31 protein-coding genes are annotated in these 26011 nt (G+C 63.4%); 18 read left to right on the top strand and 13 right to left on the bottom strand.

All coding sequences use genetic code 11. The features are described 5' to 3' along the window. Window positions 1–6 precede the first annotated feature (6 nt). The 3 genes from Q8L50_RS16265 to Q8L50_RS16255 all read left to right on the top strand — a co-directional run bounded on the left by Q8L50_RS16265 (window position 7) and on the right by Q8L50_RS16255 (window position 2284). Window positions 7–807 (top strand): CHAP domain-containing protein, encoded by an 801-nt coding sequence (locus Q8L50_RS16265; protein WP_305349679.1) that lies wholly within the window; start codon window positions 7–9, stop codon window positions 805–807. A gap of 123 nt (window positions 808–930) precedes the next feature. After that, window positions 931–1692: an SDR family oxidoreductase gene (locus Q8L50_RS16260; RefSeq protein ID WP_305349678.1), complete on the top strand. Its 762-nt coding sequence runs from the start codon at window positions 931–933 to the stop codon at window positions 1690–1692. 70 nt (window positions 1693–1762) lie between these two features. Further along, complete coding sequence (locus Q8L50_RS16255) at window positions 1763–2284, top strand: GNAT family N-acetyltransferase (protein ID WP_305349677.1); 522 nt, start codon at window positions 1763–1765, stop codon at window positions 2282–2284. 10 nt (window positions 2285–2294) lie between these two features. Here the strand turns inward: Q8L50_RS16255 and Q8L50_RS16250 are convergent, their stop codons facing one another. Further along, on the bottom strand, window positions 2295–2450 hold the full coding sequence (locus Q8L50_RS16250; RefSeq protein WP_305349676.1) for a hypothetical protein: 156 nt from the start codon (window positions 2448–2450) through the stop codon (window positions 2295–2297). 235 nt (window positions 2451–2685) lie between these two features. On the opposite strand from Q8L50_RS16250, the gene Q8L50_RS16245 reads away from it, so the two are divergent. Both Q8L50_RS16245 and Q8L50_RS16240 read left to right on the top strand, forming a co-directional pair. After that, window positions 2686–3237 carry a methylated-DNA--[protein]-cysteine S-methyltransferase gene (locus Q8L50_RS16245; RefSeq protein ID WP_305349675.1) on the top strand — a complete coding sequence of 184 codons (552 nt, stop codon included), beginning with the start codon at window positions 2686–2688 and terminating at the stop codon, window positions 3235–3237. A 177-nt stretch (window positions 3238–3414) separates the two neighbouring features. Next, the gene (locus Q8L50_RS16240) at window positions 3415–3798 is read left to right on the top strand and encodes a hypothetical protein (RefSeq protein ID WP_305349674.1); all 384 of its coding nucleotides are present in this window, start codon (window positions 3415–3417) and stop codon (window positions 3796–3798) included. Between the two features lie 13 nt (window positions 3799–3811). Here the strand turns inward: Q8L50_RS16240 and Q8L50_RS16235 are convergent, their stop codons facing one another. Continuing rightward, entirely contained in the window at window positions 3812–4957 is a 1146-nt protein-coding gene (locus Q8L50_RS16235) for a metallophosphoesterase (RefSeq protein ID WP_305349673.1), read from the bottom strand. Window positions 4958–5038: 81 nt separating this feature from the next. Beyond that, window positions 5039–5452, bottom strand: coding sequence for a DUF2177 family protein (locus Q8L50_RS16230; RefSeq protein WP_305349672.1), 414 nt, complete (start codon window positions 5450–5452; stop codon window positions 5039–5041). A gap of 103 nt (window positions 5453–5555) precedes the next feature. Here Q8L50_RS16230 and Q8L50_RS16225 point away from each other — a divergent pair, with 103 nt between their 5' ends. The 3 genes from Q8L50_RS16225 to Q8L50_RS16215 all read left to right on the top strand — a co-directional run bounded on the left by Q8L50_RS16225 (window position 5556) and on the right by Q8L50_RS16215 (window position 8826). Beyond that, entirely contained in the window at window positions 5556–6485 is a 930-nt protein-coding gene (locus Q8L50_RS16225) for a DUF808 domain-containing protein (RefSeq protein WP_305349671.1), read from the top strand. Window positions 6486–6561: 76 nt separating this feature from the next. Further along, window positions 6562–8226 carry a DUF2235 domain-containing protein gene (locus tag Q8L50_RS16220; protein ID WP_305349670.1) on the top strand — a complete coding sequence of 555 codons (1665 nt, stop codon included), beginning with the start codon at window positions 6562–6564 and terminating at the stop codon, window positions 8224–8226. Between the two features lie 90 nt (window positions 8227–8316). Beyond that, on the top strand, window positions 8317–8826 hold the full coding sequence (locus Q8L50_RS16215) for a DUF1993 family protein (protein ID WP_305349669.1): 510 nt from the start codon (window positions 8317–8319) through the stop codon (window positions 8824–8826). 39 nt (window positions 8827–8865) lie between these two features. Here Q8L50_RS16215 and Q8L50_RS16210 read toward each other — a convergent pair whose 3' ends face one another. Then, on the bottom strand, window positions 8866–9072 hold the full coding sequence (locus Q8L50_RS16210) for a hypothetical protein (protein ID WP_305349668.1): 207 nt from the start codon (window positions 9070–9072) through the stop codon (window positions 8866–8868). 253 nt (window positions 9073–9325) lie between these two features. After that, window positions 9326–9766, bottom strand: a complete 441-nt coding sequence (locus Q8L50_RS16205) for a DUF4864 domain-containing protein (protein WP_305349667.1) — start codon at window positions 9764–9766, stop codon at window positions 9326–9328. Window positions 9767–9960: 194 nt separating this feature from the next. Between Q8L50_RS16205 and Q8L50_RS16200 the strand changes: the two genes are divergently transcribed. Next, window positions 9961–10989 carry a tRNA-dihydrouridine synthase gene (locus Q8L50_RS16200; RefSeq protein ID WP_305349666.1) on the top strand — a complete coding sequence of 343 codons (1029 nt, stop codon included), beginning with the start codon at window positions 9961–9963 and terminating at the stop codon, window positions 10987–10989. Here Q8L50_RS16200 and Q8L50_RS16195 read toward each other — a convergent pair. Further along, the gene (locus tag Q8L50_RS16195; protein ID WP_305349665.1) at window positions 10894–11772 is read right to left on the bottom strand and encodes an NUDIX hydrolase; all 879 of its coding nucleotides are present in this window, start codon (window positions 11770–11772) and stop codon (window positions 10894–10896) included. The two genes, Q8L50_RS16200 and Q8L50_RS16195, sit on opposite strands and share 96 nt — an antisense overlap. A 117-nt stretch (window positions 11773–11889) precedes the next feature. On the opposite strand from Q8L50_RS16195, the gene Q8L50_RS16190 reads away from it, so the two are divergent. The 3 genes from Q8L50_RS16190 to Q8L50_RS16180 all read left to right on the top strand — a co-directional run bounded on the left by Q8L50_RS16190 (window position 11890) and on the right by Q8L50_RS16180 (window position 14341). After that, window positions 11890–12804 carry an SDR family NAD(P)-dependent oxidoreductase gene (locus Q8L50_RS16190; protein WP_305349664.1) on the top strand — a complete coding sequence of 305 codons (915 nt, stop codon included), beginning with the start codon at window positions 11890–11892 and terminating at the stop codon, window positions 12802–12804. 396 nt (window positions 12805–13200) lie between these two features. After that, window positions 13201–13515: a hypothetical protein gene (locus Q8L50_RS16185; protein WP_305349663.1), complete on the top strand. Its 315-nt coding sequence runs from the start codon at window positions 13201–13203 to the stop codon at window positions 13513–13515. Between the two features lie 235 nt (window positions 13516–13750). Beyond that, window positions 13751–14341: a L,D-transpeptidase gene (locus tag Q8L50_RS16180; protein ID WP_305349662.1), complete on the top strand. Its 591-nt coding sequence runs from the start codon at window positions 13751–13753 to the stop codon at window positions 14339–14341. Between the two features lie 33 nt (window positions 14342–14374). Here Q8L50_RS16180 and Q8L50_RS16175 read toward each other — a convergent pair whose 3' ends face one another. Both Q8L50_RS16175 and Q8L50_RS16170 read right to left on the bottom strand, forming a co-directional pair. Continuing rightward, window positions 14375–14701, bottom strand: coding sequence for a hypothetical protein (locus Q8L50_RS16175; protein WP_305349661.1), 327 nt, complete (start codon window positions 14699–14701; stop codon window positions 14375–14377). Between the two features lie 110 nt (window positions 14702–14811). Next, window positions 14812–15468, bottom strand: coding sequence for a hypothetical protein (locus Q8L50_RS16170; RefSeq protein WP_305349660.1), 657 nt, complete (start codon window positions 15466–15468; stop codon window positions 14812–14814). A gap of 221 nt (window positions 15469–15689) precedes the next feature. Between Q8L50_RS16170 and Q8L50_RS16165 the strand changes: the two genes are divergently transcribed. Both Q8L50_RS16165 and Q8L50_RS16160 read left to right on the top strand, forming a co-directional pair. After that, on the top strand, window positions 15690–16103 hold the full coding sequence (locus Q8L50_RS16165; protein ID WP_305349659.1) for a TspO/MBR family protein: 414 nt from the start codon (window positions 15690–15692) through the stop codon (window positions 16101–16103). Further along, the gene (locus Q8L50_RS16160; RefSeq protein ID WP_305349658.1) at window positions 16100–16846 is read left to right on the top strand and encodes an SGNH/GDSL hydrolase family protein; all 747 of its coding nucleotides are present in this window, start codon (window positions 16100–16102) and stop codon (window positions 16844–16846) included. Before Q8L50_RS16165 ends, Q8L50_RS16160 begins: the two co-directional genes overlap by 4 nt. Before the next feature lie 21 nt (window positions 16847–16867). Here Q8L50_RS16160 and Q8L50_RS16155 read toward each other — a convergent pair whose 3' ends face one another. Further along, window positions 16868–17104, bottom strand: a complete 237-nt coding sequence (locus tag Q8L50_RS16155; protein ID WP_305349657.1) for a hypothetical protein — start codon at window positions 17102–17104, stop codon at window positions 16868–16870. A gap of 177 nt (window positions 17105–17281) precedes the next feature. On the opposite strand from Q8L50_RS16155, the gene Q8L50_RS16150 reads away from it, so the two are divergent. After that, complete coding sequence (locus Q8L50_RS16150) at window positions 17282–17944, top strand: alpha/beta hydrolase (RefSeq protein ID WP_305349656.1); 663 nt, start codon at window positions 17282–17284, stop codon at window positions 17942–17944. 256 nt (window positions 17945–18200) lie between these two features. Continuing rightward, the gene (gene gshA / locus Q8L50_RS16145) at window positions 18201–19787 is read left to right on the top strand and encodes a glutamate--cysteine ligase (protein WP_305349655.1); all 1587 of its coding nucleotides are present in this window, start codon (window positions 18201–18203) and stop codon (window positions 19785–19787) included. Window positions 19788–19795: 8 nt separating this feature from the next. Here gshA and Q8L50_RS16140 read toward each other — a convergent pair whose 3' ends face one another. Beyond that, complete coding sequence (locus Q8L50_RS16140) at window positions 19796–20485, bottom strand: type 1 glutamine amidotransferase domain-containing protein (RefSeq protein ID WP_305349654.1); 690 nt, start codon at window positions 20483–20485, stop codon at window positions 19796–19798. Window positions 20486–20679: 194 nt separating this feature from the next. Here Q8L50_RS16140 and ylqF point away from each other — a divergent pair, with 194 nt between their 5' ends. After that, window positions 20680–21645 (top strand): ribosome biogenesis GTPase YlqF, encoded by a 966-nt coding sequence (gene ylqF, locus Q8L50_RS16135; RefSeq protein ID WP_305349653.1) that lies wholly within the window; start codon window positions 20680–20682, stop codon window positions 21643–21645. A gap of 17 nt (window positions 21646–21662) precedes the next feature. Here ylqF and Q8L50_RS16130 read toward each other — a convergent pair whose 3' ends face one another. Further along, window positions 21663–22166 carry a response regulator gene (locus Q8L50_RS16130; RefSeq protein ID WP_305349652.1) on the bottom strand — a complete coding sequence of 168 codons (504 nt, stop codon included), beginning with the start codon at window positions 22164–22166 and terminating at the stop codon, window positions 21663–21665. A gap of 122 nt (window positions 22167–22288) precedes the next feature. Next, window positions 22289–22546, bottom strand: coding sequence for a hypothetical protein (locus Q8L50_RS16125; RefSeq protein WP_305349651.1), 258 nt, complete (start codon window positions 22544–22546; stop codon window positions 22289–22291). A gap of 131 nt (window positions 22547–22677) precedes the next feature. On the opposite strand from Q8L50_RS16125, the gene Q8L50_RS16120 reads away from it, so the two are divergent. Then, a complete protein-coding gene (locus Q8L50_RS16120; protein WP_305349650.1) occupies window positions 22678–25026 on the top strand; it encodes a xanthine dehydrogenase family protein molybdopterin-binding subunit in 2349 nt (782 codons plus the stop codon). Between the two features lie 33 nt (window positions 25027–25059). Here the strand turns inward: Q8L50_RS16120 and Q8L50_RS16115 are convergent, their stop codons facing one another. Then, the gene (locus Q8L50_RS16115; RefSeq protein WP_305349649.1) at window positions 25060–25947 is read right to left on the bottom strand and encodes a LysR family transcriptional regulator; all 888 of its coding nucleotides are present in this window, start codon (window positions 25945–25947) and stop codon (window positions 25060–25062) included. Window positions 25948–26011 lie beyond the last annotated feature (64 nt).

The following is a 26011-nucleotide window of genomic DNA, read 5'->3' as shown; positions in this document are numbered from 1 at the left end:
AATTCCATGCGCCCTGTTCCCTTCCCCGGTATCGTTGCTTCACAAGGCATCTCGGCCGCCGCTCTTGTCTCCCAAGTGCAACAGGCACTTGTGGCGCGCGGCTATGGCCCGTTTACGACCGGTGTATTCGACGCCGCGATGACCTCATCCGTCATGTTATTCCAGTCGCAGCACGACGATGCCGACAGGCAGCCGCTGGTCGTGGACGGCGAGGTAGGGCGACACACCTGGGCCGCCCTTTTTGGCGGTCTCCCAGTGACGCCTGCGAGCGCTCCTTCAAGTTTCATGCTGCAGGCGCTGGGCGTTGCCGGCTCCCAGGTCGGCCAAGTGGAGGAGCCGCGTGGCAGCAACCGGGGCACCATGGTGGATGAATACCTGAAGGCTGTCGGCGTCCCCCTGCAAGATCCCAACGCGGATACACGCGCCTGGTGCATGGCCTTCGTCTACTGGGCATTCAATACGGCCTCCGTGGCAATCGGCCGGGGCAACCCGCTGCCGAAGACCGCTGGTGTGCTCAAGCACTGGACAAAGGCCGCGAATGTGCCGGGCTCTCGCCTGATCACGGCCGGTGAAGCCTTCGCCGACCCCACGCTGATCAAGCCGGGGATCGTTTTCATCCTGGATTTCGGCAGCGGGCTCGGGCATACCGGCATCGTCGAACGTGTCATGCCGGGCGGACGCCTGGCCACGGTGGAAGGCAACACCAACAATGACGGCTCGCGCACCGGTGTCGGGGTTTTCCGGCTGGAGCGGCGCAAGCTGAACGACCCCAAGCTGGTGGGTTTCGTCGACTACACCAACGCCTGAAACCCGCACATCCGTCATCGTCCAGCTGACGGGCCGACGAACCCGTCCCAGGCGGGACAGGTGTTGGCGGGACAGTCCGTATGATTTTCCCTTTTGACGTCAGACAAACAGGTGATTCATCCGGTGCAAACATCTTTCGACGGCAAGGTCTCGCTGGTTACGGGTGGGGGCGGCGGCATAGGGCGCGCGACGGCACTGGCGTTTGCGCGAGCCGGGGCCCGCGTCGTGGTGGCCGACACTGCGGTGGAGGCCGGGCAGGAGACCGTGCGACAGATCGAGACGGCTGGCGGCAAGGCCAGTTTTATCTGTACCGACGTCGCGTACGCCGATCAGGTGCAGGCCATGGTGGCTCGCACAGTGGCAGCGTACGGCCGGCTCGACTGCGCTTTCAACAACGCCGGCATCGAAGAGGAGCACCTGCGGCTGGCGGACTGCAGCGAGGCCACCTTTGACCGTATCATGGGTATCAACGTCAAGGGTGTATGGCTGTGCCTGAAGTACCAGTTGGCACAGATGCAGCAGCAAGGCGGCGGTGCCATTGTCAACACGGCCTCGGTGGCCGGGCTGGTGGGTGCGCCCAAGATGGCCGCCTACAGCGCCAGCAAACATGCCGTGCTGGGCCTGACGAAATCGGCAGCGATTGAATATGCGCGCAGGGGCATACGCGTGAACGCGGTGTGTCCCGGCGTGATTCGCACGACCATGTACGAACGCGCAGTTGCGGCCGACCCAAAGGTTGGCACAGCCGCGGCGCAGATGCACCCGATCGGGCGCCTGGGCGAGGTCGATGAAGTGGCGGCTGTGGTGCTGTGGCTCAGCTCGGACGCAGCGTCCTTTGTCACCGGGCATGCCCACACGGTGGACGGCGGCCTGACAGCGGTCTAGGCGGGGTCGGGACAGCCGGAATTTGCTGCGACAATCCGGGTCCCCACACAACGATTCCCAGAGCCTTTTCATGTCCAGTTACAAAGTCCGACCCGCCACCTTGCGCGACGCCAAAGCCATTGCTGAAATCCATGTGGCCTCATGGCAAACCGCGTACCAGGGCCTCATGCCTGCGGAGGACCTCAAAAATCTGTCTGTTGAAAAACGCCAGGCATTCTGGCGCGACGCGATCGAGTACAGCGAACCGCAACTGCTGGTAGCCACCGAGGCAGATGAACTGGTTGGATTTGTCGGGTTTGACCGGTCACGCGACAAAGGCACCAAATCCACCACAGGAGAAATCTGGGCCGTTTACGTGACGCCAGGCCACTGGCGCAAGGGCGTCGGTCTGGCTTTGTGGGATGGCGCCCGCGAAGGCTTGAGGGAGGAGGGATGCACCCAGGTGACCCTGTGGGTGTTGCTGGCCAACGAGCGGGCTCTGGGCTTTTACGAGCACGCAGCCGGATTCAAGCGCGACATGACCTCGCTGAAAACCGTCACGGTGGGCTCGGTCAAACTGGAGGAAATCCGCCTCAAGCGCGAGGTGGATTAAAACTTGTCCATCAAGACGGCATGTCGAAGACGCGCTCTTCATCGGGAATCACCGGGCTGTCCTCTTCCGGCGACAGCGGCAGGTCGTCGGTGTCTTCCGGACTGATGGGCTCTTCGGTGCTGTCCGGGCCGCGGCGGCCCGTGTTGTTGGCAGAAAAACGTGGCATGGCAAAACTCCATTGGGGAGGTGATCAGGGCTTGATGCTGCACCCGCGCTGGCAGCGGCGAATAGCGAAAACGGTCTGTTTGCCTGTCAGCGCAGGCCGACAGTGCCACAGAGTGGCTTTACCCAAAGCTTGAGCATGTTTTTGCCCTCCAGCCCATACCCGGTATGCGCAAGAAGCTATCAATATGATAGCGTTTTGCGGCCATTTCCCGGTTTTGTGCGGACGGGGCGGCAGCATGAGTGACGCCACAGACGTCCCTTGCTTCACGCTGTTTGACACCCCCATCGGGCCCTGCGGTATCGCCTGGGGGGATGCCGGTATCCGTGGCCTGCAACTGCCCGAATCAAGCGCGCGGCAGACGTTTGAACGCATGCGCCAGAGGTTTCCCGCTGCCCGGCAGACGCTGCCGACCGCGCCGGTGGAGGCCGCCATAACCGGCGTGGTTGCCATGCTGAGTGGCCAGGCCCATGATTTCAGCGGCCTGGCCCTGGACATGCGCGGCGTGCCTGAGTTTCACCAGCGGGTGTACGCGCTCGCGCTGCAGATCGAGCCCGGGCAAACCTTGACTTATGGCGAACTGGCCGCGCGTCTGGGTGAGCCCGGCGCCGCGCGTGCTGTCGGGCAGGCACTGGGGCGCAACCCGTTTGCGCCCGTGGTGCCGTGCCACCGCGTGCTCGCAGCCGGTGACAAGCCGGGCGGGTTTTCGGCGGCAGGTGGCATCCGCACCAAGCTGCGCCTGTTGATCATTGAAGGCGCGATGCGCGGCACGCCCGGCCTCTTCGACTGACGCTTCGTATTCGCCCTGCGCACTGGCTCCCTTGTCCTACAGGCGGCTCCTCCCGCCACGCACAGCCCGCGCGGCATGCCTGCGGGAAAGTAGGGGATGCGTGCAAGCCATGGTCACCCGTGGTGTTGCTCCAAGCGCATGCCTTTACTTTTACCGCTTTTTTTGAAGGACTCCATCATGGAAAAAACCACCACCAGCCCTTACTCCGGCAGCGCCGCTTCTTCCGCACCTGGCGCCATCGCATCGGCTGAAAGCGCCGTGCTGCGCAGCGTCAACCAGGCCGGCACCAGCCTGCACGACAGCATTGACAAGGCCACCCAGCCAGCGCACAGCACCGTGGACCGGGCCGCCAGCATGGCGCACAGCACGGTCGACAAACTCGCCAGCGGCGCCAACACTGTGGCCGGTAAAGTCACCGAGCACGCCCATCTGCTGACCGATGTGCCGCTGCAGGCGGTGGATTATTCCAAGGCCTATATCAAGGACCATCCGCTGCAGGCCGTGGGTGGTGCGTTGCTGCTGGGCTATATCTTCGGCCGCCTGACCGCCAGCCGTTATTGATCCAGGCGCCGGCTCAGGTTGGCACCAGCCGCAGGTGCGTGATTTCGGAGGGGGCGCCAAAACGTTTGGGCGGCCCCCAGTAACCCGTGCCCCGGCTGGTGTAAATCCATAGGTCCTGCATGCGGTGCAGGCCGGCGGTGAAGGGCTGCTGAAAGCGCACAAACAGGTTCCAGGGCCAGAACTGCCCGCCATGGGTGTGCCCTGACAGCTGCAGGTGGAAGCCGGCGCGCGCCGCCTCGGTCGCGCTGCGCGGCTGGTGCGCCAGCAGCAATCTGACGCCAACCGCAGCAGGTGCACCGGCCACGGCCGCATGCGGGTCGCTGCGGTGACTGGCATCAAAGTGCGCGGCGCTGTAGTCGGCCACGCCGGCCAGCAGAACGGCCTCGTGCGCCTCCACTTCGCCATGCTGCAACAACACATGTTCATTCATCAGTACCCGAATGCCCAGGCGCTGCAACTCGTCGATCCAGGCGTGCGCGCCAGAATAGTACTCATGGTTGCCGGTCACAAAATAAGTGCCGTGGGTGGAACTCAGGCCGGCCAGTGGCGCCACATGCGGGCCCAGCTCTGCCACCGTGCCATCGACCAGATCGCCGGTCACTGCCACCATGTCGACCTGCAAGGTGTTGACCGTTCGCACAATGGCCTGCAGGTAGCCGTGTTTGATGGTCGGGCCGACATGGATGTCGCTGATCTGCGCAATCGCAAAGCCGTGCAGGACGGCTGGCAAGCCGCTGATGGGCACGTCCACCCGCACCACCGTGGCGGTGCGTCTGGCATTGAAAAACCCCAGCCCGCTCATGAACAAGGCCGCGAGCGCAACAGCCACGGCGCTGCCGATGCGCAGGGCCTCACTGCTGAAGGCGCCTGGCGCTGCCAGCAGCAACAACCAGGCGGCCAGCAACACGGCGTCACGCAGCAGGGTCAGCACAAACAGCGACGAAAACAGACCCATGAACAACATGCCGGTCCAGGACATGCGATCTGCCAGAACGCGCGACTTGAAGCGCCGCGCTGTCAACCCCAGCGGGATCAGCAGTGCAGACGCCAGCAGCAGCAAGCCCAGCAGCACCTGGACCATTGGCCAGCCGCCCAGGCCAGGCAGCAGGCGTACACCCACGTAGGTGTGCAAAAGCGCGGAAAACAGCAGCAGCGGCATGTACGGTCAGAAAAGTGGCGGGACTCAGGCAGGTGGCTGCGCCGCGCCCAATTGCAAGAGCCCGCCAACCGGCCCGGCTGCTCAGGCCTTGCGCTGACCCCAGGCACGCACCGCAAAGAAGCCTGCAACCGCTGCGGCAGCCGTCAGGGCCGCACCCCAGGCCATGTCCACCAGTGTCAGTTGCCAGGGCCAGCCTTCGAGCGTGGCCAGGTTGCTCAGGTCGTACGTGCCGTAGGCAATCAGCCCCAGCAGCCCGCCCAGCCCTGCGCTACGCTGCCAGCTCTGGCGCGCCAGCGCGGGCAGCACCGCAAATACCACCACCCCCGCCGGGTACAGCAGGTAAAACGCTCCGGCCGCCAGCCACAGCGGTTGCGCGCGCATCAGCGGGCCTATCCAGGCCTGGTACTGCTGCGGCATCACCAGCCCCAGCCACAGGCCATCGGCGACGATCAAAAGCAGCAGGGCAGCGGCGTAGGCGAGCACGGTATTTTTCATGTCCGCATTGTCTGCTTTCCCCCCTGTTTTTAGCGGCAAAACCTTTCAACCCGGGTGACAATGTGCGCGGTATTGTGTTCTCCTCACTTTTCAGGACATCCCCATGGCCAGTAGCCTGTTCGCGCTGATTGACGACATTGCCACCGTACTCGACGACGTGGCCCTGCTGACCAAGGTGGCGGCCAAGAAAACCGCCGGTGTGCTCGGTGACGACCTGGCGCTGAATGCCCAGCAGGTCTCGGGTGTGAAGGTGGACCGCGAGCTGCCGGTGGTTTGGGCTGTGGCCAAGGGGTCGATGCTGAACAAGGCGATTCTGGTGCCGGTGGCGCTGGCCATCAGCGCCTTTGCGCCCTGGGCCGTCACACCGCTGCTGATGGTCGGTGGCGCTTTTCTTTGTTACGAAGGTTTTGAAAAACTGGCCCACAAATTTCTGCACAGCCGGGCTGAGGACGAGGCGCACCGCGAAGCACTGGTCACCGCGTTGGCCGATCCGTCGGTGGATCTGGTGAATGTCGAAAAAGACAAGATCAAGGGGGCGGTGCGTACCGACTTCATCCTGTCGGCTGAAATCATTGCCATCACGCTGGGCACCGTGCAGGACAGCCCTTTTGTTACCCAGGTGGCCGTGCTCAGCGGCATTGCGGTTCTGATGACTGTGGGTGTGTACGGCCTGGTGGCCGGCATCGTCAAGCTGGACGACGCCGGCCTGTACCTGAGCCGCAAAAGCGGTGAAAGTGCTGTTGTGCGACTGAAGCGGCGAATTGGTCGCGGCATTGTGCTGACGGCACCCTGGCTCATGAAGGGCCTTTCCGTGGCCGGTACTGCGGCCATGTTTCTGGTGGGCGGCGGCATCCTGACCCACGGCGTGCCCTCGCTGGGCCATGCGATTGAGGCACTGGCCGCGCGCGCCGGCCCTGTGCTGGGCGCGGTCATGCCACTTCTGGCAGATGCGCTGGTGGGCATGGTGGCCGGTGCGCTGGTGCTGGCCGCCGTGACACTGGTGCAAAAAATCAGGCAGCGCCAACCAGTCTGAATCTCCCCCAAACAGGGGAGGCCTTTTAGAGGCGTACTGGCTAGACTGTTTTGGGTCAAAGCAGCAGGAGCCAGCCATGAGCACGAAAGACGCAGAAACCCGCGCGCGGGAAGCGGCGGACATCGCAAAACGCAGGCACGCCGTGCTGCTGCAGTGCCGCGAAGCCGAGCTGGCCTGGCAGCAACAGCCGGGCCGCACCTTGATGCTGTTTCTCGACGGTACCGGCAACATGCTGGGCAACAACGAAGACACCAACGTCGTCAAACTGTTCAGGGCGGTGGACAAATCGGCCGCAGCGCGCCAGATCGCCTATTACGACCCCGGCGTCGGTTCGGCCAACGAGTTTCCTGCGGTGGGGCCGCTGGAGCGCCGCTTGCGCCGCGCGGTGCAGCTGATTGGGTTGGCCCTGGGACGGGGTGTTTTTGACAATATTGCCGAGGCTTACCGCTTTCTGGTCGAAAACTACCAGGACGGCGACCGCATCTGCATTTTTGGTTTCTCGCGCGGTGCCTTCACCGCGCGTGCGGTGGGTGGCATGATCAATATGTACGGACTGGTGCATCCAGCCGGTCTGGCGATATTGCCCTCGATGGTGCGCAGCTATTTTTCGCCCCAGGATGCGGCCAACCGCGCGGGGCGCGGGCGGGCAGAGTTTGCGCTTGATGTCGCGACCCATTTTTCGCTCGGGCGCAGACCACTGATACATTTTGTTGGTGTCTGGGACACGGTCGAAAGTGTCGGCCTGGATCTGTTTGGCAAGGGTCTGAAAATCTCCAACAACCCGACCATCGCCGAGAAACGTTTTGTGCATATCAGGCATGCGCTGGCGCTGCATGAAACCCGGCATAAATACGCGCCGCGCAACTACAGCGCGCCCGGTTTTGACGCTGAAGAGCTCAAGCACCGCACTTTTGATGAGCGCTGGTTCCGCGGCAACCACAGCGATGTGGGTGGCTCCTACGCCGAAGACGGCCTGTCCAACATCACGCTGGCCTGGATGCAGGCCGCAGCAGAGGACTGCGGCCTCCGCTTCACACCGGCCGCAGCGCCGCCAGTCGATTCTCTTCAGCCGGTACATGACCAGACGTCGCTGGTTCCGTTCTGGGCCTGGACCGGGCTCGGCTCGCGCCCGCGTCAAGCCGGCGAGCTGCTGGACCCTTCGGCATTGCCTGTGGGCGACGCCACGCCGGCGTTGACCATGCGCCAGACTGCGCCCCGCATGTTCTGGTTGGGCTGGACACTGCTGCTTGCAGCGGCAGTCCTCGGCTGGCAGGCTGCGCTTCATGCCCATACCGCCTGCAACCGGGGCGATCACACGTTTTCACTGGTGCTGGCGCAGCTGTTGGCACCTTTCCTGAACCCGCTGGGTGTCAGTTGCGGTGCGGAAAAGGTCAGGCTGGCGCTGGCCTGGGACTGGGGGTTTTGTGCTGCTTATGGGCTGCTGCTGGCCTGGCTGGTGGCCTGGGGCTCCCGCCGCGCGGCACTGGCCGCGATTGCAGCGGGCAAGCCTTTCGGCTGGTTGGCGCGGCAGATGCCCTGGCTGATGCTGGGCCTGGTGGCCGCCGATGTGCTGGAGAACCTACTGAGCTACCGGCTGGCCAATGGTGAGCCCATGGATTTTTACGTCGCCAGTGCCAACAGCGCCTGGGGCTGGTTGCCCTTGCTGCTGCTGGCATTCGGCGCTCTGGTCAAATTTGTCTGCCTGGTCTTGCTCGCCAGGGTCATCGTCAAACCGGTTTGAGGCCGGAGCAGCCAGATGGCCATAATGCGGGTCGCGGTTGCCGTGCGCCAGCAGCCCTTGTTTTTATTTACCTGACAGGACACTTTTCCAATGACCCTCTCGATGTACCAAGCCAGCATTCCCGTGTTCAAACAGATGCTGGGCGGCCTCAGCGCTGTGCTCACCAAGGCCGAAGCGCACGCCCAGGCGAAAAAAATCGAACCCAAGGCCTTGCTGCAGGCCAGGCTTTACCCCGACATGTTCCCGCTGTTGCGCCAGGTGCAGGTGGCTTGTGATTTTTCGAAGGGCGTGTCGGCGCGTCTGGCTGGGGTGGAGGTGCCCGGCTTTGAGGACACGGAAGAAAATTTTGCCGACCTGCAGGCGCGTATTGCGAAAACCCTGGCCTTTATTGACAGCTGCACGGCGGCGCAGATGGAGGGCAGCGAAACACGCCAGATCGTGACCCAGGCAGGCACGCCCAAGGAAAAAATATTCACTGGACAGTCTTACCTGCTGAATTACGGCTTGCCGCATTTCTTTTTTCACACCACCACCGCCTATGCAATCCTGCGCCACAGCGGCGTCGAGGTGGGCAAGAAGGACTACATCGGCAGCTATTGATTGTTGCCAGCGTGTGCAGAGGCCCTTCGGGCTGCCCCGTTATTCGGCCGTCGGCTCGGGCCGGGCAGGCGCAGGTTTGGAGACCGGTCGGGGCCAGTGCGCAGCGGTTTCATCCAGGTTGTTTTGCGAGCCCTTGGCAAACGGCCAGCCCGTGTGCAGGGTGATGGACGGCTTGTCCTGCTGCGCAGGGTCGGGGCGGCCGCCTGGGCTGTTGCCGACGGGACGGGGGGCGGTGAGCCGGGCCATAGGGTCTCCTTCAATGAAGCAGCCAATTTAAGGTGCCGCGGCATGGCGGCCTGTAAGACGTGCCCGCGTTCGTTGTAGGAGTGCGTGCTTAAGGAAGCGCTGAACAAGTCCCCTGCGGCGCGCGATCATCCGGACTCGGGCGGTCTGCTGCGTTGAATTTCTTGCCAATAGCCGGCTATTGGCTGCGCAATCCGCCTTGCATCCCATCCCGATCCGGCTGCCGCACTTCCGCAAGAACTTATTCAGCGTTTCCCTATACAAAACGTCCGCGGCTCTCTACCACCACACAGCCGCTGATGCGCCAGCCCTTGCCCTTTTGCTGCTGCAGGCTGTACACGGCCAGCCAGGCCTTGCCTTCCTGGTCGGTCATCTGCACACGCTGGATGACCTCGCCCTGCTGCGCCTCGGGTTTGAGAAATGCCACATGGCCAGGCGCGTACACCACCGGGTACGAGGTGCGGACCATGGCCATGAAGGTCTCGGCTGTGCCGAACTGCGTTTGCAGCGCCGGGGTGGCCAGTGCAAACGCCTCCCGCGCGTTGTCTGCCGCAAAAGCCTTCAGTTGCGCCTGGATCACCGCACGTACATTTTTTTCTTCAAGAGCCGACAGCGCGCCAGCGGCATGGCCGGGCCAGGCCGACAACAAAAAAACCAGGGCCAAAAGTGCAGGAATTCTGGAAAGCAGGCGGTGCATGGCGGTCTCCGGTGATGGGCATGGGGTCATGATGCCGGATAGTGGCCGCCTCTGCCCGCGCCCGGATTGGGCCGGTGACGCGCTGCTGTTTCAAATATGCTATCAAAAATATAGCTGCTTGCGCTCGTGAGTATTGGGCTGCAGCCTGTTTTGATGACTATTTTGACGGCTGCGCATTGCGGTAGCATAGGACCATGACGATTTTGCTGGCGCCCATGGAGGGCCTTCTGGACTTTGTACTGCGCGACATCCTGACGCGGGCCGGCGGTATTGACCGCTGCGTGTCCGAGTTCATACGTATCACCGACCAGTTGCTGCCAGAACGCGTGTTCACACGCATCGTGCCTGAGCTGCACACCGGTGGCCGCACACTCGCTGGCGTGCCGGTGCGCGCGCAGTTGCTGGGCTCGGACCCGGTGTGCCTGGCAGAAAACGCGGCCCGGCTCGCGGGGCTGGGACCGGCCGGCATTGACCTCAATTTCGGTTGCCCGGCCAAGGTGGTCAATCGCCACGGGGGTGGTGCGGCGCTGTTGGAGGAGCCAGACACGATTGCAGCCATCGTCGCGGCGGTGCGGCGGGCAGTGCCAGCGCACATGCCGGTCTCGGCCAAGATGCGCCTGGGCTTCAACGACGACAGCAAGGCCATCGCCTGCGCCCAGGCCATTGCCGGCAGCGGCGCCAACGAGCTGGTGGTACACGCCCGCACCAAGGCACAGGCCTACCGGCCACCCGCCTACTGGGAGCGTGTGGCCGACATCCGTGCGGCGGTGTCCATCCCGGTGGTGGCCAATGGCGAGATATGGACGGTGGAAGATGCGCGGCAGTGCCGCCAGGCCTCGGGCTGCGACATGCTGATGCTGGGGCGCGGTGCGGTGGCCGACCCGGGTCTGGCGCTGGCGATTCGCGGCGGTGCGGCGCATACCGTGCTGGCGTGGGACACCCTGTTGCCGCTGATTGCCCAGTTCTGGGAGCTGGTCTGCACCCGCCTGGATGCGCACTCACGCGCCGGCCGGCTCAAGCAGTGGCTCAATTTTCTGCGTCGCCGTTACCCCGAGGCCGAGCAGGCCTACCAGGCCCTGAAAACGGTCAACAACCCCGCGGCGATCAGCCAGTGGCTGGCGATCACCTTAAAGAAACAAGGCCTCGAAGCCGGCATCGGGCTCGAACCGCTTGTTGCGGTAGCTCAGGCGCGTGGGGCCGGGCAGGGCCTGCTCGCGCACTGAGTGGCGGGCGTCACCGGGGTAACAGATCACCCGCTGGCCCTCGTGGTCAAAAGGCTCAGGCTGGATGACAGGTGGCCGGCGTCCGCGTGCGGCGCTCAACACGCTGTCCACCGCCGGGTGACGTGACAGGTGCGCCAGACTCATGATCTGAGGTGGCGCCAGCTCGATATCGCCGGCCCAGTATTGCCGCAGGGCTTCGCGTGGGCGCAGCCAGACACTGTCGGTGGTTTCAAAGTTGTCGTGGATTGCCACCTGGCCGGTGGGGACTGCGGCGACAAAAAAACGCGTGTCAAAACGTTTGTTGGTCACCGAGGGCACAAGCGGCGTGATCCAGCGCGACCAGGGCACCACATGGGTGGTCTGCAGGCGCAGCGCCATCTGCATCAACACCGCATTGAAGCCCTGGCCCGAGCGCAGCAGGGCCGTTGCCCGATCTGCGATGCCTTGCAGGGGCTGGCCGTGCGCAAACAGCACGCCCGATTCTTCAAACGCTTCGCGCAGGGCCGCTACATACACCGCACCGGCTGTGCGTTCGTCAATGTCAGTCTCGTTCAGACCGGCGTGCAAAACGGGCAGCGGCTGATCCAGGTGGCTGGCCATGTCCAGCTCGGCATCCGCCGCGTCCACCTTGCCGCCGGGAAACACATAGGCGCCGCCGAGCACGTCCGACAGGCCGTGCCGTTTCATCAGGAACACCTCCAGCCCCGCCGGTGCATCGCGCAACAACACCACCGTGGCGGCAGGGCGCGGCGGTGTGTTGACGGTGTCGTGGTTCAGGTCCATGCGGTCTTTCTGGCGTTGCTTTGGCGGGCTCCTACGCTCGATTACAGTACGGCGTGGAATTTGAAGGCTAACAGAGCCGGCGCAATAAACCGATCACCAACAGGACAGGACACACACATGGGCATGGATTTCAAGGGGCGAGTCGCGATCGTGACGGGCGCCGGCGGCGGATTGGGCAGGGAACACGCGCTGGCACTGGCCAGGCGCGGCGCCAAAGTGTTGGTCAATGACCTGGGCGGCGCACGCGATGGTTCGGGCGGATCGGTCAGCGCGGCGGACGCGGTGGTCAAGGAGATCCGCGAGGCCGGCGGCGAAGCCATTGCCAACGGCGCATCGGTGACCGATTTTCTCGCGGTGCAAGCCATGGTCCAACAGGCCATGGACGCCTGGGGCCGGGTCGACATCCTGGTCAACAACGCCGGCATCCTGCGCGACAAGAGTTTTGCCAAGATGGATCTGGCCGACTTTGCGCTGGTCATGAATGTGCATCTGATGGGCGCGGTGCACTGCACCAAGGCCGTGTGGGACACCATGACGACGCAGAAGTACGGACGTATTGTCATGACCACCTCTTCGTCGGGCTTGTATGGCAACTTCGGCCAATCCAACTACGGCGCCGCCAAGATGGCGCTGGTCGGCCTGATGCAGACCCTGGCCATCGAAGGCGCCAAACATGACATTCGCGTCAACTGCCTGGCGCCTACGGCGGCCACCCGCATGACCGCAGGCCTGATGCCCGAGGAGGTGCTGAAAGCGCTGGCGCCCGGCGCGGTGGTACCCGCGATGCTGGTGCTCGCGTCGAATGATGCACCGACGCGCACCGTGTTGTGTGCGGGTGCAGGCACCTTTGAGACGGCCAACATCACGCTGACACGCGGCGTCTGGCTGGGCACAGGTGAACAGGTGCCTGAGGCGCTGGCTGAGCGCTGGCCCGAGGTGGTGGACAGGAAGGGTGAGACTGTGCCCCAGGACGGTTCGGCGCAGGGCGGCAATGAAGTGCAGCAGGCCAAGGCGCAAACTCAAAGCCTGTAGACGGCCGCTTGACCCGGGAAGTGAAAGAAAAATGCAGCCGGGCCCGCTGGACAATGTTCAGACGCTTCACCCGGGGGCGGATGTCCAATACCTGTCGTTGTAGCGCGAAACCCGGCTGGCACGGCGCCAGTATTTGCAGTCGTCACCGCCGCCGTTGCAGGCCAATGCTGACAAGGTGTGACAGCGGAGTCCTTCGCACGACGGGCGGGCTGCCCTGAAAGTGCCGAGCGGGCGGCAGGAGATGGCCCGACGCCCGGTCACCCGGCTGTCCTACATACCTACGCGATGGTCGCTCACCGCTGCAACAGACTGGTTGTTTTACGCTGCAAGCAGTCGGCCAGCCGGTCGGCGACGACCCAACATCCCTCAACCGGATTTTTGTTCCAGGAACTTGCCATGAAATTCAATCGCTCACTGACCTCCGCTCTCACGGCCATCGCATTGGTCGCCACTGGCGGATTTGCCTACGCACAAGCACAGGCACCTTCCGGCACCCTGCCCGGCGCTCCCGGCGAGACCAACAAGCAGGGCGCAGCCCAGATGAAGATCCCGACCACCCCTGCAGCGCAAGCCCAGCCTCAGGCACCTGCTCAAGTCCGGGTTCAGGCTCAGCCGCAAGCTCAGCCTGCTGCCAGCGCCATGCCCGCGACCACTAGCACGCCTCCAACCAAGACCGCCGTGGTTCGCCAGCCGCGCGCTGACCGCAACTAAATTCACCTTGGGATGCAGGTTTTCTCGGTGGAGTACGGGCTGAAGCCATGAAGTGTCCCCGGGACCACTCAGGGACCGTCCCTTCTCCTTCTGTTACCGTAGTGGCATGAGCTGCATCTTCTCGCACCAAGCCGACGGCCCCCTTAGGGGGGCGGTCGTTTTTCTTGCCCTGTTGGCGCTGGCCTTGCCTGGCCAGAGTGGGCCGGTGGAGGCGCCAAAATCTCATTCGCCGCGGTTGGCCAAGACGGTGCATGTCGCCGATTTCGCCTCTGAAAAGCCTGCACCGACCGTGCGCCAGATGGCGAACTGGGTTTTGTCGTCAGGCGATCACGCAGGCATGCCTTTTGTGATTGTGGACAAGCGGCAGGCCAGGGTGTTTGTGTTTCATCCAAACGGAGTGCTGAGTGGCGCAACCCCCGCATTGATGGGATCTGCTACGGGTGATGATTCCGTTCCGGGTATTGGTGATCGCCAGATGTCCGCCATTCTTCCCCATGAACGCACCACACCCGCTGGACGGTTTCTCTCAAGTCCTGGCGTGAACATGTCCGGCGAAGATATCGTCTGGGTGGACTACGATGCCGCTGTTTCCATGCACCGCGTACGGACCAACAATAAAAAGGAACGCCGGCTGGAGCGGCTGGCGTCAGCCACGCCGGACGACAACCGCATTTCCTTTGGCTGCATCAACCTTCCCGCCGCTTTTTACGACAAGGTCGTCAAACCCGCCCTCGGATCCAGCCCCGGTGTGGTTTACGTCCTGCCTGAAACACGGTCCCTGCAGTCCGTTTTTGGTCTCACGGTGCCTGAGTCACGGTCCCAGTGAGTCGGCGCTGTCGGGCATTGCGCGGCATCACATCTAATTTCTGGGTACCCGGTAGGGTCGGGATCCGGGGCTTTGCATGACGGTTTCCCCGGATCCAGCCACATAAGCCACGCCCCCGGTATTGACACGTGTGGTGTTGACTTGCGGGCAGTCGTTATCGGTGATCGAAAACACCAGATGACCACCGGGGTAGAACGCGGGCAGGGTCTCGTGCAGCTGATAACTCATGTTCACCGGCGCGGCTGCTGCGTGGTACACCACCTGGTTGGCGCGGTTGTACACCGTGTAGCAGGCCAGCGCAGGGCTGCCAAGCAGCAGGGCCAACACGGCGCCGGACGCGAATTTCAGGAGGGTGTGCATGACGCAATCCTTTCATAAAAAGGACATCGTGCGCCAAACTGTGGGTCTGACGCGCAGGCGGGGTGCGCAATACCGTGTCAGCCTGTGGCGTGTAGTTGCTCAATCCGGGGTTATTTGGTTTCCGGGGGCGCGGTGTTCTGAAAATCCACACGCACCGAATCGGCGGCAAGATCCAGCGGCACATCGCGGGCCGCAAACATGCGTTGCAGGTCTTTCAGGTCCTGCAAAACCTCGTCCTCGGTGTCCACTTTGGTCCCCACCGGCTCGGGTGAATCTTCTGGCAGTTCCGGTACTTCGGGAATCAGGGGCACGGAAGGAACCCAGCTCGCCGGATCCGGCATGTCGGGGTAGGGGCAGTTTGTACGCAGGTCAAGCTCCCAGGACATGCCGTGCAGCCAGGTGCTGGCCTGCGGCTCAAACTGGGTGATGGCGGCGCGCAACTGGGTCTCAAAGGCAAAAGCGTAACGCAGCAGGCGCTCGTCCCAGTGGCGCAGGACCAGGCGTACATACAGGCCTGGGCCGCGGCTGCGGCTTTCAGCGACCATCATCTGGCATTCAATCCAGCGGGCCGGAATGCCATTGCGACGCAGGCAATCACGCAGCACCACCTGCACCAGCTGGCGGCGAATGCCGTTGTCCGAGTTGTCCTCTATCGATACGTCCGGGGTACGGCTGTCGCCACCCACGGTTTTTGAGACCCGCGCGTCACCAGAGTCTTTGGTTGCTGCGGTCTTGAGGCCCAGCATTTTGTGGATGGCTTGTCGCATGTTTCGTCGTTCCCTTGCCTGCGCGGTGAGTCCCTGCCTGCAGGATGCTGTGGGTTCAATGGTCGTGCAAGTGGCGGGGCAAGTCAAGCGCGCACAACGACGCGCAAACACGATCGCCGTTCATGCTGGGGGCTGCGTCCTACCCCGCTATCAGCGCAGGACGCCGCTGCCTGGCGGTGGCCAGTGGTACAAACTTGTATCACCACTGGAGACACATGTTCATGGACAGCAACAGCAGCGCCGTCTGGTATGCGCAACTGGTCAAACCGTTTTTTGCACCTCCCGCCACGGTTTTTGGGCCGGTATGGGCTGTGCTTTATATCGTCATTGCCATCAGTTTTGGCTATGTGCTGCTGCAATACCTGAAGCGGCGATTGCCTCTGGCCGTGTTGTTGCCGTTTGTGGTCAATCTGCTGGCCAATCTGGCCTTCACACCCATCCAGTTCGGCCTGAAGAACAATGCACTGGCCAGCGTGGACATTGTGCTGGTGCTGGGCTCGCTGATCTGGGCCATGGTCGCCATCTGGCAACCGGCGCGCTGGGTGGCGCTGGTCAACATCCCCTACCTGCTGTGGGTGGCGTTTGCCACCGTGCTGCAACTGAGCATTACCTGGCTGAACCGGGGAGGGGCATGAACTTGCGCCGCCCGCCCCTGGTGGCTACGGTGTCGCTGCTGGCGGCGCTGATCGTGCTCACCACTTCCGGCTGCGCCGCATGGCGCATTCGCCAGTCGGTGGAGCTGGCGCGGCAGAGCGAGCCGTTCCAGGTGACTTCGGTGGGGGCTACGGCAAGATTGCTGGTGGTGGGTGACAGCACGGGGGTGGGCACCGGTGCTTCTGCGCCGGCGGCCAGCGTGGCGGGCCTGATCGCCCGCGACCATCCGCTGCTGACCGTTGTCAACCGCGCGCGCGACGGGGCCAGGTTTTCCGACATCGCGGCGCAGCTTGAAAGCGAGGAGAAGTTCGATGTGATACTGGTGCTGGGTGGCGGCAACGACGTCATCCGTCTCGCCCGGGACGAGCTGCTGGAGCAGGATATTGCACGTGCCGCCGAGCTGGCGCGCACACGTGCCCGGCTGGTGATTTTCATGCCGGCCGGCAATGTGGGCAGTTCGCCGTTTTTCTTCGTGCCGTGGTCCTGGCTGATGACCGAGCGAAGCCGAAAGCTGCACGCCTTTGTGCGCCAGGCCGCTACAGACAACGGCGCGCTGTATGTGAATCTTTTCAAGGAAAAAGCGGACGACCCGTTTGCCCGGCGCCCCGACGAACTCCACGCCCGGGACGCCCTGCACCCCAGCGATGCGGGTTACAGCTTATGGTACGACGAGATGAACATGCAAACCGGTTTGTCAGACCGGCTTGCCGCGCTGGGGCGTTAGGGGCGGGCGGGCAGCGTTCCCTCAGATGCCCAACATTTTCTTGGCGGCGCCCAGGGCCTTCATCGAGTCGTCGTGTTTGCCTTCCTTGTGGAATTTTTCACCGTCCGCACGCAGGCTCTTGACCTTGCTCATGTCGGCCGCGGCCAGAGTGGGATTGGTCAGGAGTTTGGCGTCAATCGCCTTCATTTCATTCGGGCAGCTGTGGGCCAGGGCCAGCGAAGAGACGGTGAGGGCTGCGGCTGCGATGAGGTATTTCATGCAAATCTCCAGTGCACGTCAGAAAATACTGACCGTAAAATCCTAGCAAAAACCACCCCCTGGCTGCAAGCGCACTTGCCCGCAAGCCCCGGGGCTGGCCGCAGGGGTCCTAAAATCGGACCAAGCCCGACAGGCTCCTCTACCCCCTCTGCTTTTTATCCACATCAGGTTTTTGCCATGTCTCTTGAAGTTATTGAAGCACAGACCGGCGAACAGCCGGTCGCCACGGTTCTTATCCTGCACGGCCTGGGCGCCGATGGCCGCGACTTTGTGCCGGTTGCCGAGCAACTGGATTTGTCCAGCATCGGCCCGGTGCGCTTTCTGTTTCCCAATGCCCCGGTGATGCCCGTCACCATCAACGGTGGCTACCAGATGCCTGCCTGGTACGACATTCTGGGGGCCGATATCACAGCGCGTCAGGACGAAAAGGGCATGCGCCAGACCCAGGACAGCATGAATCAGCTGATAACGCGCGAAATCGAGCGCGGCATCCCGGCCAGACGCATCGTGATTGCCGGTTTCTCGCAGGGCTGCGCCATGGCGCTGATGACCGGACTGCGTTTCCCCGAGCGGCTGGCCGGCATCATGGGCCTGTCCGGTTACCTGCCTCTGGCCGCCACACTGGCGTCAGAACGCAGCCCGGCCAACGCCGATGTGCCGGTTTTTCTGGCCCATGGCACGCGCGACGGCGTGGTGCCACTGACCCGTGCTACCGCTTCGCGCGATGTGCTGCTTGCCCTGGGCCACCCGGTGGACTGGTTTACCTATGAGATGGAGCATTCGGTTTGCGCAGAAGAGATCGCCGATATGCACCAATGGCTGCTGCGCGTGCTGGCGTAGGGACTTTCCCGTGGTTGGCCCTGCTTCTACGCGGCGCCGAAGTGCGTGCGGCTGTCAGTCTTGCAGTCAAATTGGCCTCCAGCCCAATAGGGGTGTGCGTCAACAGCTATTAAACAGATAGCAACTTGTTTGCCCCGTGGTGCCCCTGGCCAAGCGGCTTGCTTGCCTGGCACGAGCTGCGGGCGCAGCCGCCTGCAAACAACAGCGGCCTGTGATACCTTGCACGCCACGAAAGATTCCGAGGGATGGTCCAAATATGAACAGCTTGCACGCGCGATCTACCGCGCTTTTGGGAGACCGCCTGAAGGCGCTCGGCCCCGCCAGGCTGAAAGGCATGCGCCGCGGCATTGAAAAGGAAAGCCTGCGCGCGCAGCCCAATGGCTCGCTGGCGTTGACGCCGCATCCAGCTGCGCTGGGCTCTGCCTTGACACACCCCAGCATCACCACCGACTTCAGCGAGTCCCAGGTCGAACTGGTCACTGCCGCCCATAAAGGCCTCGGTGAGGGTGCGGACGCTGCGCTGCGGGAGCTGACGCAAGTACACCAGTTCACCTACCGCTCCATGCAGGCGCTGGGCGACGAGATGTTGTGGGTCTCCAGCATGCCCTGTGGCCTGCCGACCGACGAGACGATTCCGATTGCGCGTTTCGGCTCGTCCAACGTGGGCCGCGCCAAAAGTGTTTATCGCATGGGCCTGTCGCACCGTTACGGCAGGCGCATGCAGACCATCTCGGGCATTCACTACAACTGGTCGCTGCCGGACGTCAGCAGCGAGCAGTACTTTGCGCTGATCCGCAATTTCCGCCGCCATGCTTTTTTGTTGCTGTATCTGTTTGGCGCGTCACCGGCGGTCTGCTCGAGCTTTGTGGCGGGGCGCGAGCATGAGCTGCAGCAGCTTTCAGGCAGCACCATGTACATGCCACATGGCACCTCGCTGCGCATGGGGCGGCTTGGGTACCAGAGTGATGCGCAGGCTTCGCTGGCGGTCAGCTACAACAGCCTGGACGGTTACGGCGCCTCGCTGCAGGACGCGCTGACCCGGCCTTACCCCGCTTACGAGGCGGTGGGCATCCAGAATCCGGGCGGCGACTACAACCAGCTGGGCGCCACGCTGCTGCAGATTGAAAACGAGTTTTACGGCACCATCCGGCCCAAAAGGGTGATTTTCCCGGGCGAGCGGCCCTTGCATGCGCTGCGCGAGCGTGGGGTTGAATACATCGAGGTGCGCCTGATGGACCTTGACCCGTTTGAGCCGGTGGGCATCAACGCCAGCACCATGCGTTTTCTCGATGTGTTTTTGCTGCACTGCCTGCTCAGTGACAGCCCGCCCGACACGCCGCAGGAAATTGCCGAGCTCAAGCACAACCAGCACAACACCGCGGCGCGCGGGCGCCAGCCGGGGCTGCTGCTCAAGCGTGACGGGCGCGAGGTGCCGCTGACCAGCTGGGGTGCCGAGGTACTGGCGCAATGCGCGCCAATTGCTGCTGCACTCGATACGGCGCAGGGCGGGACGCAATACAGCGACACCCTGGTGGCCGCAGAAGCGGCGCTGCTGGACCCCGGCACGCTGCCTTCGGCCCGTGTGCTGGACGCCATGGCGCGCGAGCACAGCAACTCTTTTGTGGCTTTTGGCCGCGCCCAGTCGCTGCAGACGCAGCAAACCCTGCTGGGCCTGCCGTTTTCCGGCGCCGAGCAGGCCGCTTTCGAGGCTTTGACGCGCGAATCGGTGGCGGCCCAGAAAAAGATCGAGGCGGCAGACACCATGCCCTTCGAGATTTACCGCCAGCAGTATGTGTCTGCCGGTCGCCTGGGCATGGCGCGCGCCGAAACTGCCGCCGCTTGAGCGTCAGCTCAGGGCTGCGGGGTCGCCAGCTGTTTCAGCAGTTCGCGTGCGGCCGGCTCTGAGGATGCCGGGTTTTGCCCGGTGATCAGCAGGCCGTCGGTGCGCACATAAGGCTGCCAGTCGGCCGCCTTGCTGTAGATGCCGCCCTTGTCCCGCAGCATGTCTTCCACCAGAAACGGCACCACGTCGGTCAATTGCGAGGCGGCTTCTTCGGTGTTGGTGAAGCCGGTGACCTGTTTGCCGGCCACCAGCGGTGAGCCGTCCGGCGCGCGGGTGTGCCGCAGCACTGCCGGTGCGTGGCAGACTGCCGCCACCGGTTTGCCGGCAGCGTACATGGTCTCAATCAGCTTGATCGAGGCGGCATCTTCGGCCAGATCCCACAAGGGGCCGTGACCGCCGGGGTAAAACACCGCGTTGAACTGCTTGGCCGACACAGTGGCAAGCGGCTCGGTGTTGGCCAGGGCCTGCTGCGCCGCGGTGTCTGCGCGAAAGCGCCGGGTGGCATCGGTCTGCGCATCAGGGGCGTCACTTTTCGGGTCCAGTGGCGGTTGGCCGCCCTTGGGCGAGGCCAGGGTGATCTCAGCGCCCGCATCCTTGAAGGTGTAGTAGGGCGCGGCAAACTCTTCCAGCCAGAAGCCGGTTTTTTTGCCGGTAGTGCCGAGTGTGTCGTGTGAGGTTAAAACCATCAGTATCTTCATCGCTGTTCCTTGCAGTGTGTGGTGGGTGGGTGGCGCTTGGCCCTTGCTGATCTTCGCGCCGTGGGTTCAAGGCTGGCGTAGGCGCCCGGGTGGTTCGCCTGTCAGGCAGGTGCCGGGTCAGCGTCACACGGCACAATCGGCATGGTGCCGCCCTCGCAGGCGGCTGAAAAACACACAGAAAGAAAATTCAGAAAATGGCGATTCAGTGGTTCCCCGGTCACATGCACCTGACCAAGAAGGCCATCAGTGAGCGCATCAAGGAAATTGATGTGGTGATTGAGCTGCTGGACGCGCGCCTGCCCGGCTCCAGCGCCAACCCCATGCTGGCCGAACTGACGGGCGCCAAACCTGCGCTCAAGGTGCTCAACAAGCAGGATCTGGCCGACCCCACACGCACGCCGCTGTGGCTGGCACATTACAACAGCCTGCCGGGTACCAGCGCGATTGCGCTGGACGCCAGCGAAACCACGCCGGCGCGCCGTCTGATTGATGCCTGCCACGCGCTGGCACCCACACGCGGCAGCATGGTCAAGCCGATGCGGGTGCTGATCTGCGGCATTCCCAACGTCGGCAAATCGACCCTGATCAACACCCTGACGGGCAAACGCGCCACCAAAACCGGCGACGAAGCGGGCATTACCAAATTGGAGCAGCGCATTGTGCTGGCCGACGGTTTCTACCTGTGGGACACACCTGGCATGCTCTGGCCGCGCATCATTGTGGCCAAAAGCGGCTACAACCTGGCCGCCAGTGGCGCCATTGGCCGCAACGCCTTCAACGAAGAAGAGGTGGCGCTGGAGTTGCTGGACTACCTGATTCAGGCCTACCCGGCCCTGCTGGAGGCGCGTTACAAGCTCAAGCTGGCCCCGGACATCACCGACGAGCAGTTGCTGGAAGAAATTGGCCGCAGGCGCGGCGCGGTCTTGAGCAAGGGCCGTGTCAATCTTCAGAAAGCGGCAGAAATTGTGATTTACGAGTTTCGCGCGGCCACACTGGGCCGCGTCACGCTGGAAACGCCGGAGGAATTTGCCCAGTGGCTGGCTGCCGGGCAGTTGCTGGACGCCGAGCGGCAGGTCAAAAAAGACCGGATAGAAACCGACCGGCTGGTTCGGTTCAAGAAAATTCCACGGCCGCCGCGGACTTCTGGCGATGGGGCGTGAGCCGGGTCAGCACGTGGTCAGTGCTTGACCGCACAGTAAGCGAAAAACTGGTCCAGCTCGGTGGATTTGTCGAACACCGCGTCTGCACCTGACGCCATCCACCGAAACCGTATTTCATCGGTGGCGTAGTTGGACAACACCACCACCCGCTGTTGTGGGCTGCGGTTGGCACAGTAGTTGATGACCCCCAGGCCGCTGCCTTCCAGTAAAAACAGGTCCACCACCAGCAATTGCCAGTCGCGGCTGTGGCTGCTGAGCCAGTCGCGTGCCGCCTGTTCTGTTGCCGCGCAACCGAGCACCTGTATGCCCAACAGTTCGTTCATCGTGTCCATCAGGTTGTCCCGGATCAACGCATTGTCTTCAACAATGTAGGCTTTCAGTGCCATGGCGTTATGGGAGTGGGTGAAACTTTCCCGCTGCAGGGGGTAAGTCACCAGAGGGTTCAGGGGAGTCACCGGACCAGTCTCCTGCGGGGCGCCACCCACCGGCGCAAGGGATTGCACCACAGCGCTGTAGGACATCGCGCCCACTGCCGCCTGGCAAGGCGCTGCGTACCATAAGAGCCCTCGGTTCAAGGGGAAATTTGCCTCAACCCCTTGCCGGATATGCGCAAGCAGCTATAAAAAATATAGCGTACCGGGTGCTACAGCGGACTCGAAGGGCCACTGCGGCCGGTCAGGCGGCGGCGCCCATAAACCAGCATGAAGCCGCAGCCCAGCACCAGGGCAAACCAGCCGACCACTGAAGCGCTGGCCACAATGCCCTGCATGCCGGGCGACCGGATGAAGTAGGGTGCCAGCAGCACGGCCAGACCGATCGCGGCACACATAATGCCCTTGAGCAGGATTTCGTTGTTGGCTTTGGTGCTGTGCCGGCGCAGAGGGGGTGGTGGTAGGGGCATGGCCTGATTGTCGGGCAGTTGCCAGGGTCTCGCCCTGGCGGGGACATACAGCAGGGCGGGCCCAATACACGTATAGTGATTGCAATCCATTTTTCCGGTCGTGCCACTGCGCGGCCACTTCAGGAGTTCCTGTGAGCCTGCCATCCGCCGATACCCCCGCCCCCAGCCACCTGCCCAACCGTTTTGGCAGCGGACAGGCGGTGCGCCGCCTGGAGGATGACGCGCTGCTGGCCGGCAGCGGCCAGTTCACCGACGATGTGACCTTGCCGGGACAGGCGCAGCTCTTTTTTGTACGTTCACCCTATCCACATGCCCGCATTCTGTCGGTGGACGTTGCCGCCGCGCTGGCCATGCCCGGCGTTCTGCTGGTGCTCAGCGGCGCCGATCTGGTGGCGGCCGGCGTCAAGCCGATTCCGGGCTCCAGCGGCTTCAAGCGGGCCGACGGCTCTCCCGGCGCCACGCCACAGCGCCGGGTGCTGGCAGATGGACATGTGCGTTTTGTCGGTGAGGCGGTCGCCGCCGTGGTGGCCCAAAGCCTGCAGCAGGCCCGCGACGCGGCCGAAGCGGTGATGGTGGACTACGACGAGCTGCCCATGGTGGTGGACATGAACGACGCCACCGCCCCCGGCGCCCCCGCGCTCTGCCCCGAAGCTGCGGACAACATCGCCTGCGAAACCCGTTACGGCAGCGTGGAAGCGACGGCTGCCGCGTTTGCCAAAGCCAGCCATGTGGTCGCACTGGACATCGTGAACCAGCGCCTGCATGCGCTGAGCCTGGAGCCGCGCACAGTGCTGGCCGCTTTTGATGCGGGCTCACAGCGGCTGACGATACGCATGAGCACGCAGATGCCCACCGGCGTGCGTAATTCGGTGTGTGATGCGCTGGGCATGGCCCCGGAGCAAGTGCGGGTGGTGGTGGGGGATGTGGGCGGCGGCTTTGGCATGAAAACCAGTGTGTATCCCGAAGACATTGCTGCGGCATATTGCGCACGCGCCTTGCACAGGCCAATCAAGTGGACGGCCGAGCGCAGCGAGGAATTTGTTTCCGCCTACCACGGCCGGGACGTGCAGAGCCGCGCCGAACTTGCGCTCGACCAGCACGGAAAAATACTGGCCCTGCGCCTGGCCTCGCTGGCCAATGTGGGGGCGTACGCCACTGGCGCGGGCGTCGCCATACAGTTGCTGATTGGCCCCTGGGTGCAGACCAGCGTGTACGACATCCAGACCATAGACTTTCATTTTCAGGCGGTGCTGACCAACACCGCGCCCACCAGCGCCTACCGCGGTGCGGGCCGTCCCGAGGCCATCTTCAGCATGGAGCGGCTGATGGACGAAGCAGCGCGCCAGATCGGCATGGACCGGGTTGAACTGCGCCGCCGCAATTTCATCCAGCCCGCGCAGATGCCTTACAAAAACCCCATGGGCCAGGTGTACGACACCGGCAAGTTTGAATCGGTGATGGACCAGGCCCTGGTGCTGGCCGACTGGAAGGGGTTCGATGAGCGGGCGGCCCAGTCGGCTTTGCGCGGCCAGGTGCGCGGCCAGGGCATTGCCACCTTTCTCGAATGGACCGGTGGCAATGCACTGGAAGAAACCGTGACCGTGTCCGTTCAGGCCGACGGCATGATCGAAGTGTTCACCGCCGTCAACGCCATGGGGCAGGGCATTGCCACCACCCTGACGCAACTGGTGGTGGACGCCTTTGGTGTGCCGATTGAAAAGGTGCGGGTGGTGATGGGCGACACCGACCGTGGCAATGGTTTTGGCAGTGCCGGCTCGCGCTCGTTATTCACCGGCGGATCGGCGGTGCGCGCGGGTGCCGACAAGGCCATTGCGCTGGGCAAACAACTGGCCGCCAAAGAGCTGGAGGCGGCCGAGCAGGACATTGGCTACGCCGCCGGCAGTTACATCGTGGCAGGTACCGACCTGCGCATCGGTATTTTTGAACTTGCAGCCCGCCAGGAGCAGCAGCGAATTTTTGTGGACTCCACCACGGCAGTCGCTGGCCCGACCTGGCCCAACGGCTGCCACATCAGTGAGGTCGAGGTCGATCCGCAAACCGGCCATGTGGCCGTGGTCGCTTATGCCTCGGTCAACGACGTGGGCCGCGTGGTCAACCCGATGATTGTGCGCGGCCAGCTCGACGGTGGTGCGGTGCAGGGCATGGGCCAGGCGCTGTGTGAACACATGGTCTACGACCGCGAAACCGGTCAGCCGCTGACAGGCAGCCTGATGGACTACGCCGCACCGCGCGCGGACATCGCGCCCCCATTCCGCACCGAGATGGACGAGTCCACCCCTTGTCTGAACAACCCGCTGGGCGTTAAAGGCGTGGGCGAACTCGGCACCATAGGCGCCGGGCCCACGGTGGTCAATGCCGTGGCCGACGCGCTGGCGCGCAGCGGCAGGGCCGCGCAGGCGCGGCAGCTGCAGATGCCGGTCTCGGCCTCCAAGCTCTGGAGCCTGATGCAAGACGCTTGAGGAAGCGCTGCGGGGGACTTGTTCAGCGCTTCCCTAGTGGCGTTGCGCGGGCAACAGCCTCTGCACCAGCGGATGCAACACCTTCTTGTGTGCACCAATGGCAAAGAAGTTTTCTTCAACGCCTTCTGAAATCCCGACGCGCTTGACCCCGTAACGGGCCACGAGATCGTCCTGCACTATCTCAGCCATCGGAAAGACGCCCATACCCGACGCGCCAAAGGTCTTGAGCAGGGCGCTGTCTTCAAACTCCCCAACCACCCGGGGGCGTATGGACAGACGCTCAAACCAGTGATCCAGCCGCGAGCGCACCGCTGCCTGATCGGTCGGCAGCAACACCGGCACCCTGGCCAGCGATTGGGGAAAACCGCGCCGCGCGGCAGCGTAGAGCGACGGCGGCGCATACCAGGCCAGCGTGGAAGAGCCCAGAGAGTGGCTGTACACCTTGAGGTTGGGGTTGGATGGCGCCGGCCTGTCTGCCAGCACCACGTCCAGCCGGTGCAGGGCCAGGTCACTCAACAAGCCCTCAAATTCGTGCACCTGGCAGAGCAGGCGCAGGTTTGGCTCCTGCATGACGGGTTCCATCAAGCGGCTGACTGCCAGCTTGGGCAATGCATCCGATACACCGACCACCAGCCGCACGGTGGGTACGCCCACCGCGTCGCGTACCAGATCGGGCAACTGCTCACCCAGCTGAAAAATATGTTCGGCCTGACGCATGGCGGCCAGGCCTGCCTCGGTCAGCACCACGCCCCGGCCTGCGGGCTTCAGGAGCGCATACCCCAGAGAACGCTCCAGCTCGCGCACCTGCGTGCTCACGGTCTGCACCGCCATGTCCAGCCGTTCTGCGGCGCGCGCCATGCCGCCTTCTTTGGCAACCACCCAGAAGTAATAGAGGTGCCGGTAGCTGAAGGTTTGGTTCATTGTCAGGTTTTTCAGAAGTGTTTGTATCTGATTATCTTCTTTTTATGTGTTCGATAAAGCCCTA

Origin of the sequence: Polaromonas sp. (assembly GCF_030680935.1) — a bacterium.
GTDB lineage: Bacteria > Pseudomonadota > Gammaproteobacteria > Burkholderiales > Burkholderiaceae_C > Polaromonas.
Note: the sequence above shows the minus strand (reverse complement) of the source record. Positions and strands in the feature narration are given on the sequence as shown.

Bases quoted from the DNA above. Each gene is read 5' to 3' on its own strand.
- Q8L50_RS16115 (WP_305349649.1), bottom strand. From the start codon at position 25,947: ATGAACCAAACCTTCAGCTACCGGCACCTCTATTACTTCTGGGTGGTT.
- Q8L50_RS16165 (WP_305349659.1), top strand. From the start codon at position 15,690: ATGGACAGCAACAGCAGCGCCGTCTGGTATGCGCAACTGGTCAAACCG.
- Q8L50_RS16175 (WP_305349661.1), bottom strand. From the start codon at position 14,701: ATGCACACCCTCCTGAAATTCGCGTCCGGCGCCGTGTTGGCCCTGCTG.
- Q8L50_RS16185 (WP_305349663.1), top strand. From the start codon at position 13,201: ATGAAATTCAATCGCTCACTGACCTCCGCTCTCACGGCCATCGCATTG.
- Q8L50_RS16235 (WP_305349673.1), bottom strand. From the start codon at position 4,957: ATGCCGCTGCTGCTGTTTTCCGCGCTTTTGCACACCTACGTGGGTGTA.
- Q8L50_RS16150 (WP_305349656.1), top strand. From the start codon at position 17,282: ATGTCTCTTGAAGTTATTGAAGCACAGACCGGCGAACAGCCGGTCGCC.
- Q8L50_RS16230 (WP_305349672.1), bottom strand. From the start codon at position 5,452: ATGAAAAATACCGTGCTCGCCTACGCCGCTGCCCTGCTGCTTTTGATC.
- Q8L50_RS16190 (WP_305349664.1), top strand. From the start codon at position 11,890: ATGGGCATGGATTTCAAGGGGCGAGTCGCGATCGTGACGGGCGCCGGC.
- Q8L50_RS16160 (WP_305349658.1), top strand. From the start codon at position 16,100: ATGAACTTGCGCCGCCCGCCCCTGGTGGCTACGGTGTCGCTGCTGGCG.
- Q8L50_RS16210 (WP_305349668.1), bottom strand. From the start codon at position 9,072: ATGGCCCGGCTCACCGCCCCCCGTCCCGTCGGCAACAGCCCAGGCGGC.
- ylqF (WP_305349653.1), top strand. From the start codon at position 20,680: ATGGCGATTCAGTGGTTCCCCGGTCACATGCACCTGACCAAGAAGGCC.
- Q8L50_RS16215 (WP_305349669.1), top strand. From the start codon at position 8,317: ATGACCCTCTCGATGTACCAAGCCAGCATTCCCGTGTTCAAACAGATG.
- gshA (WP_305349655.1), top strand. From the start codon at position 18,201: ATGAACAGCTTGCACGCGCGATCTACCGCGCTTTTGGGAGACCGCCTG.
- Q8L50_RS16195 (WP_305349665.1), bottom strand. From the start codon at position 11,772: ATGGACCTGAACCACGACACCGTCAACACACCGCCGCGCCCTGCCGCC.
- Q8L50_RS16140 (WP_305349654.1), bottom strand. From the start codon at position 20,485: ATGAAGATACTGATGGTTTTAACCTCACACGACACACTCGGCACTACC.
- Q8L50_RS16265 (WP_305349679.1), top strand. From the start codon at position 7: ATGCGCCCTGTTCCCTTCCCCGGTATCGTTGCTTCACAAGGCATCTCG.
- Q8L50_RS16170 (WP_305349660.1), bottom strand. From the start codon at position 15,468: ATGCGACAAGCCATCCACAAAATGCTGGGCCTCAAGACCGCAGCAACC.
- Q8L50_RS16205 (WP_305349667.1), bottom strand. From the start codon at position 9,766: ATGCACCGCCTGCTTTCCAGAATTCCTGCACTTTTGGCCCTGGTTTTT.
- Q8L50_RS16225 (WP_305349671.1), top strand. From the start codon at position 5,556: ATGGCCAGTAGCCTGTTCGCGCTGATTGACGACATTGCCACCGTACTC.
- Q8L50_RS16220 (WP_305349670.1), top strand. From the start codon at position 6,562: ATGAGCACGAAAGACGCAGAAACCCGCGCGCGGGAAGCGGCGGACATC.
- Q8L50_RS16155 (WP_305349657.1), bottom strand. From the start codon at position 17,104: ATGAAATACCTCATCGCAGCCGCAGCCCTCACCGTCTCTTCGCTGGCC.
- Q8L50_RS16200 (WP_305349666.1), top strand. From the start codon at position 9,961: ATGACGATTTTGCTGGCGCCCATGGAGGGCCTTCTGGACTTTGTACTG.
- Q8L50_RS16125 (WP_305349651.1), bottom strand. From the start codon at position 22,546: ATGCCCCTACCACCACCCCCTCTGCGCCGGCACAGCACCAAAGCCAAC.
- Q8L50_RS16130 (WP_305349652.1), bottom strand. From the start codon at position 22,166: ATGTCCTACAGCGCTGTGGTGCAATCCCTTGCGCCGGTGGGTGGCGCC.
- Q8L50_RS16245 (WP_305349675.1), top strand. From the start codon at position 2,686: ATGAGTGACGCCACAGACGTCCCTTGCTTCACGCTGTTTGACACCCCC.
- Q8L50_RS16255 (WP_305349677.1), top strand. From the start codon at position 1,763: ATGTCCAGTTACAAAGTCCGACCCGCCACCTTGCGCGACGCCAAAGCC.
- Q8L50_RS16240 (WP_305349674.1), top strand. From the start codon at position 3,415: ATGGAAAAAACCACCACCAGCCCTTACTCCGGCAGCGCCGCTTCTTCC.
- Q8L50_RS16250 (WP_305349676.1), bottom strand. From the start codon at position 2,450: ATGCCACGTTTTTCTGCCAACAACACGGGCCGCCGCGGCCCGGACAGC.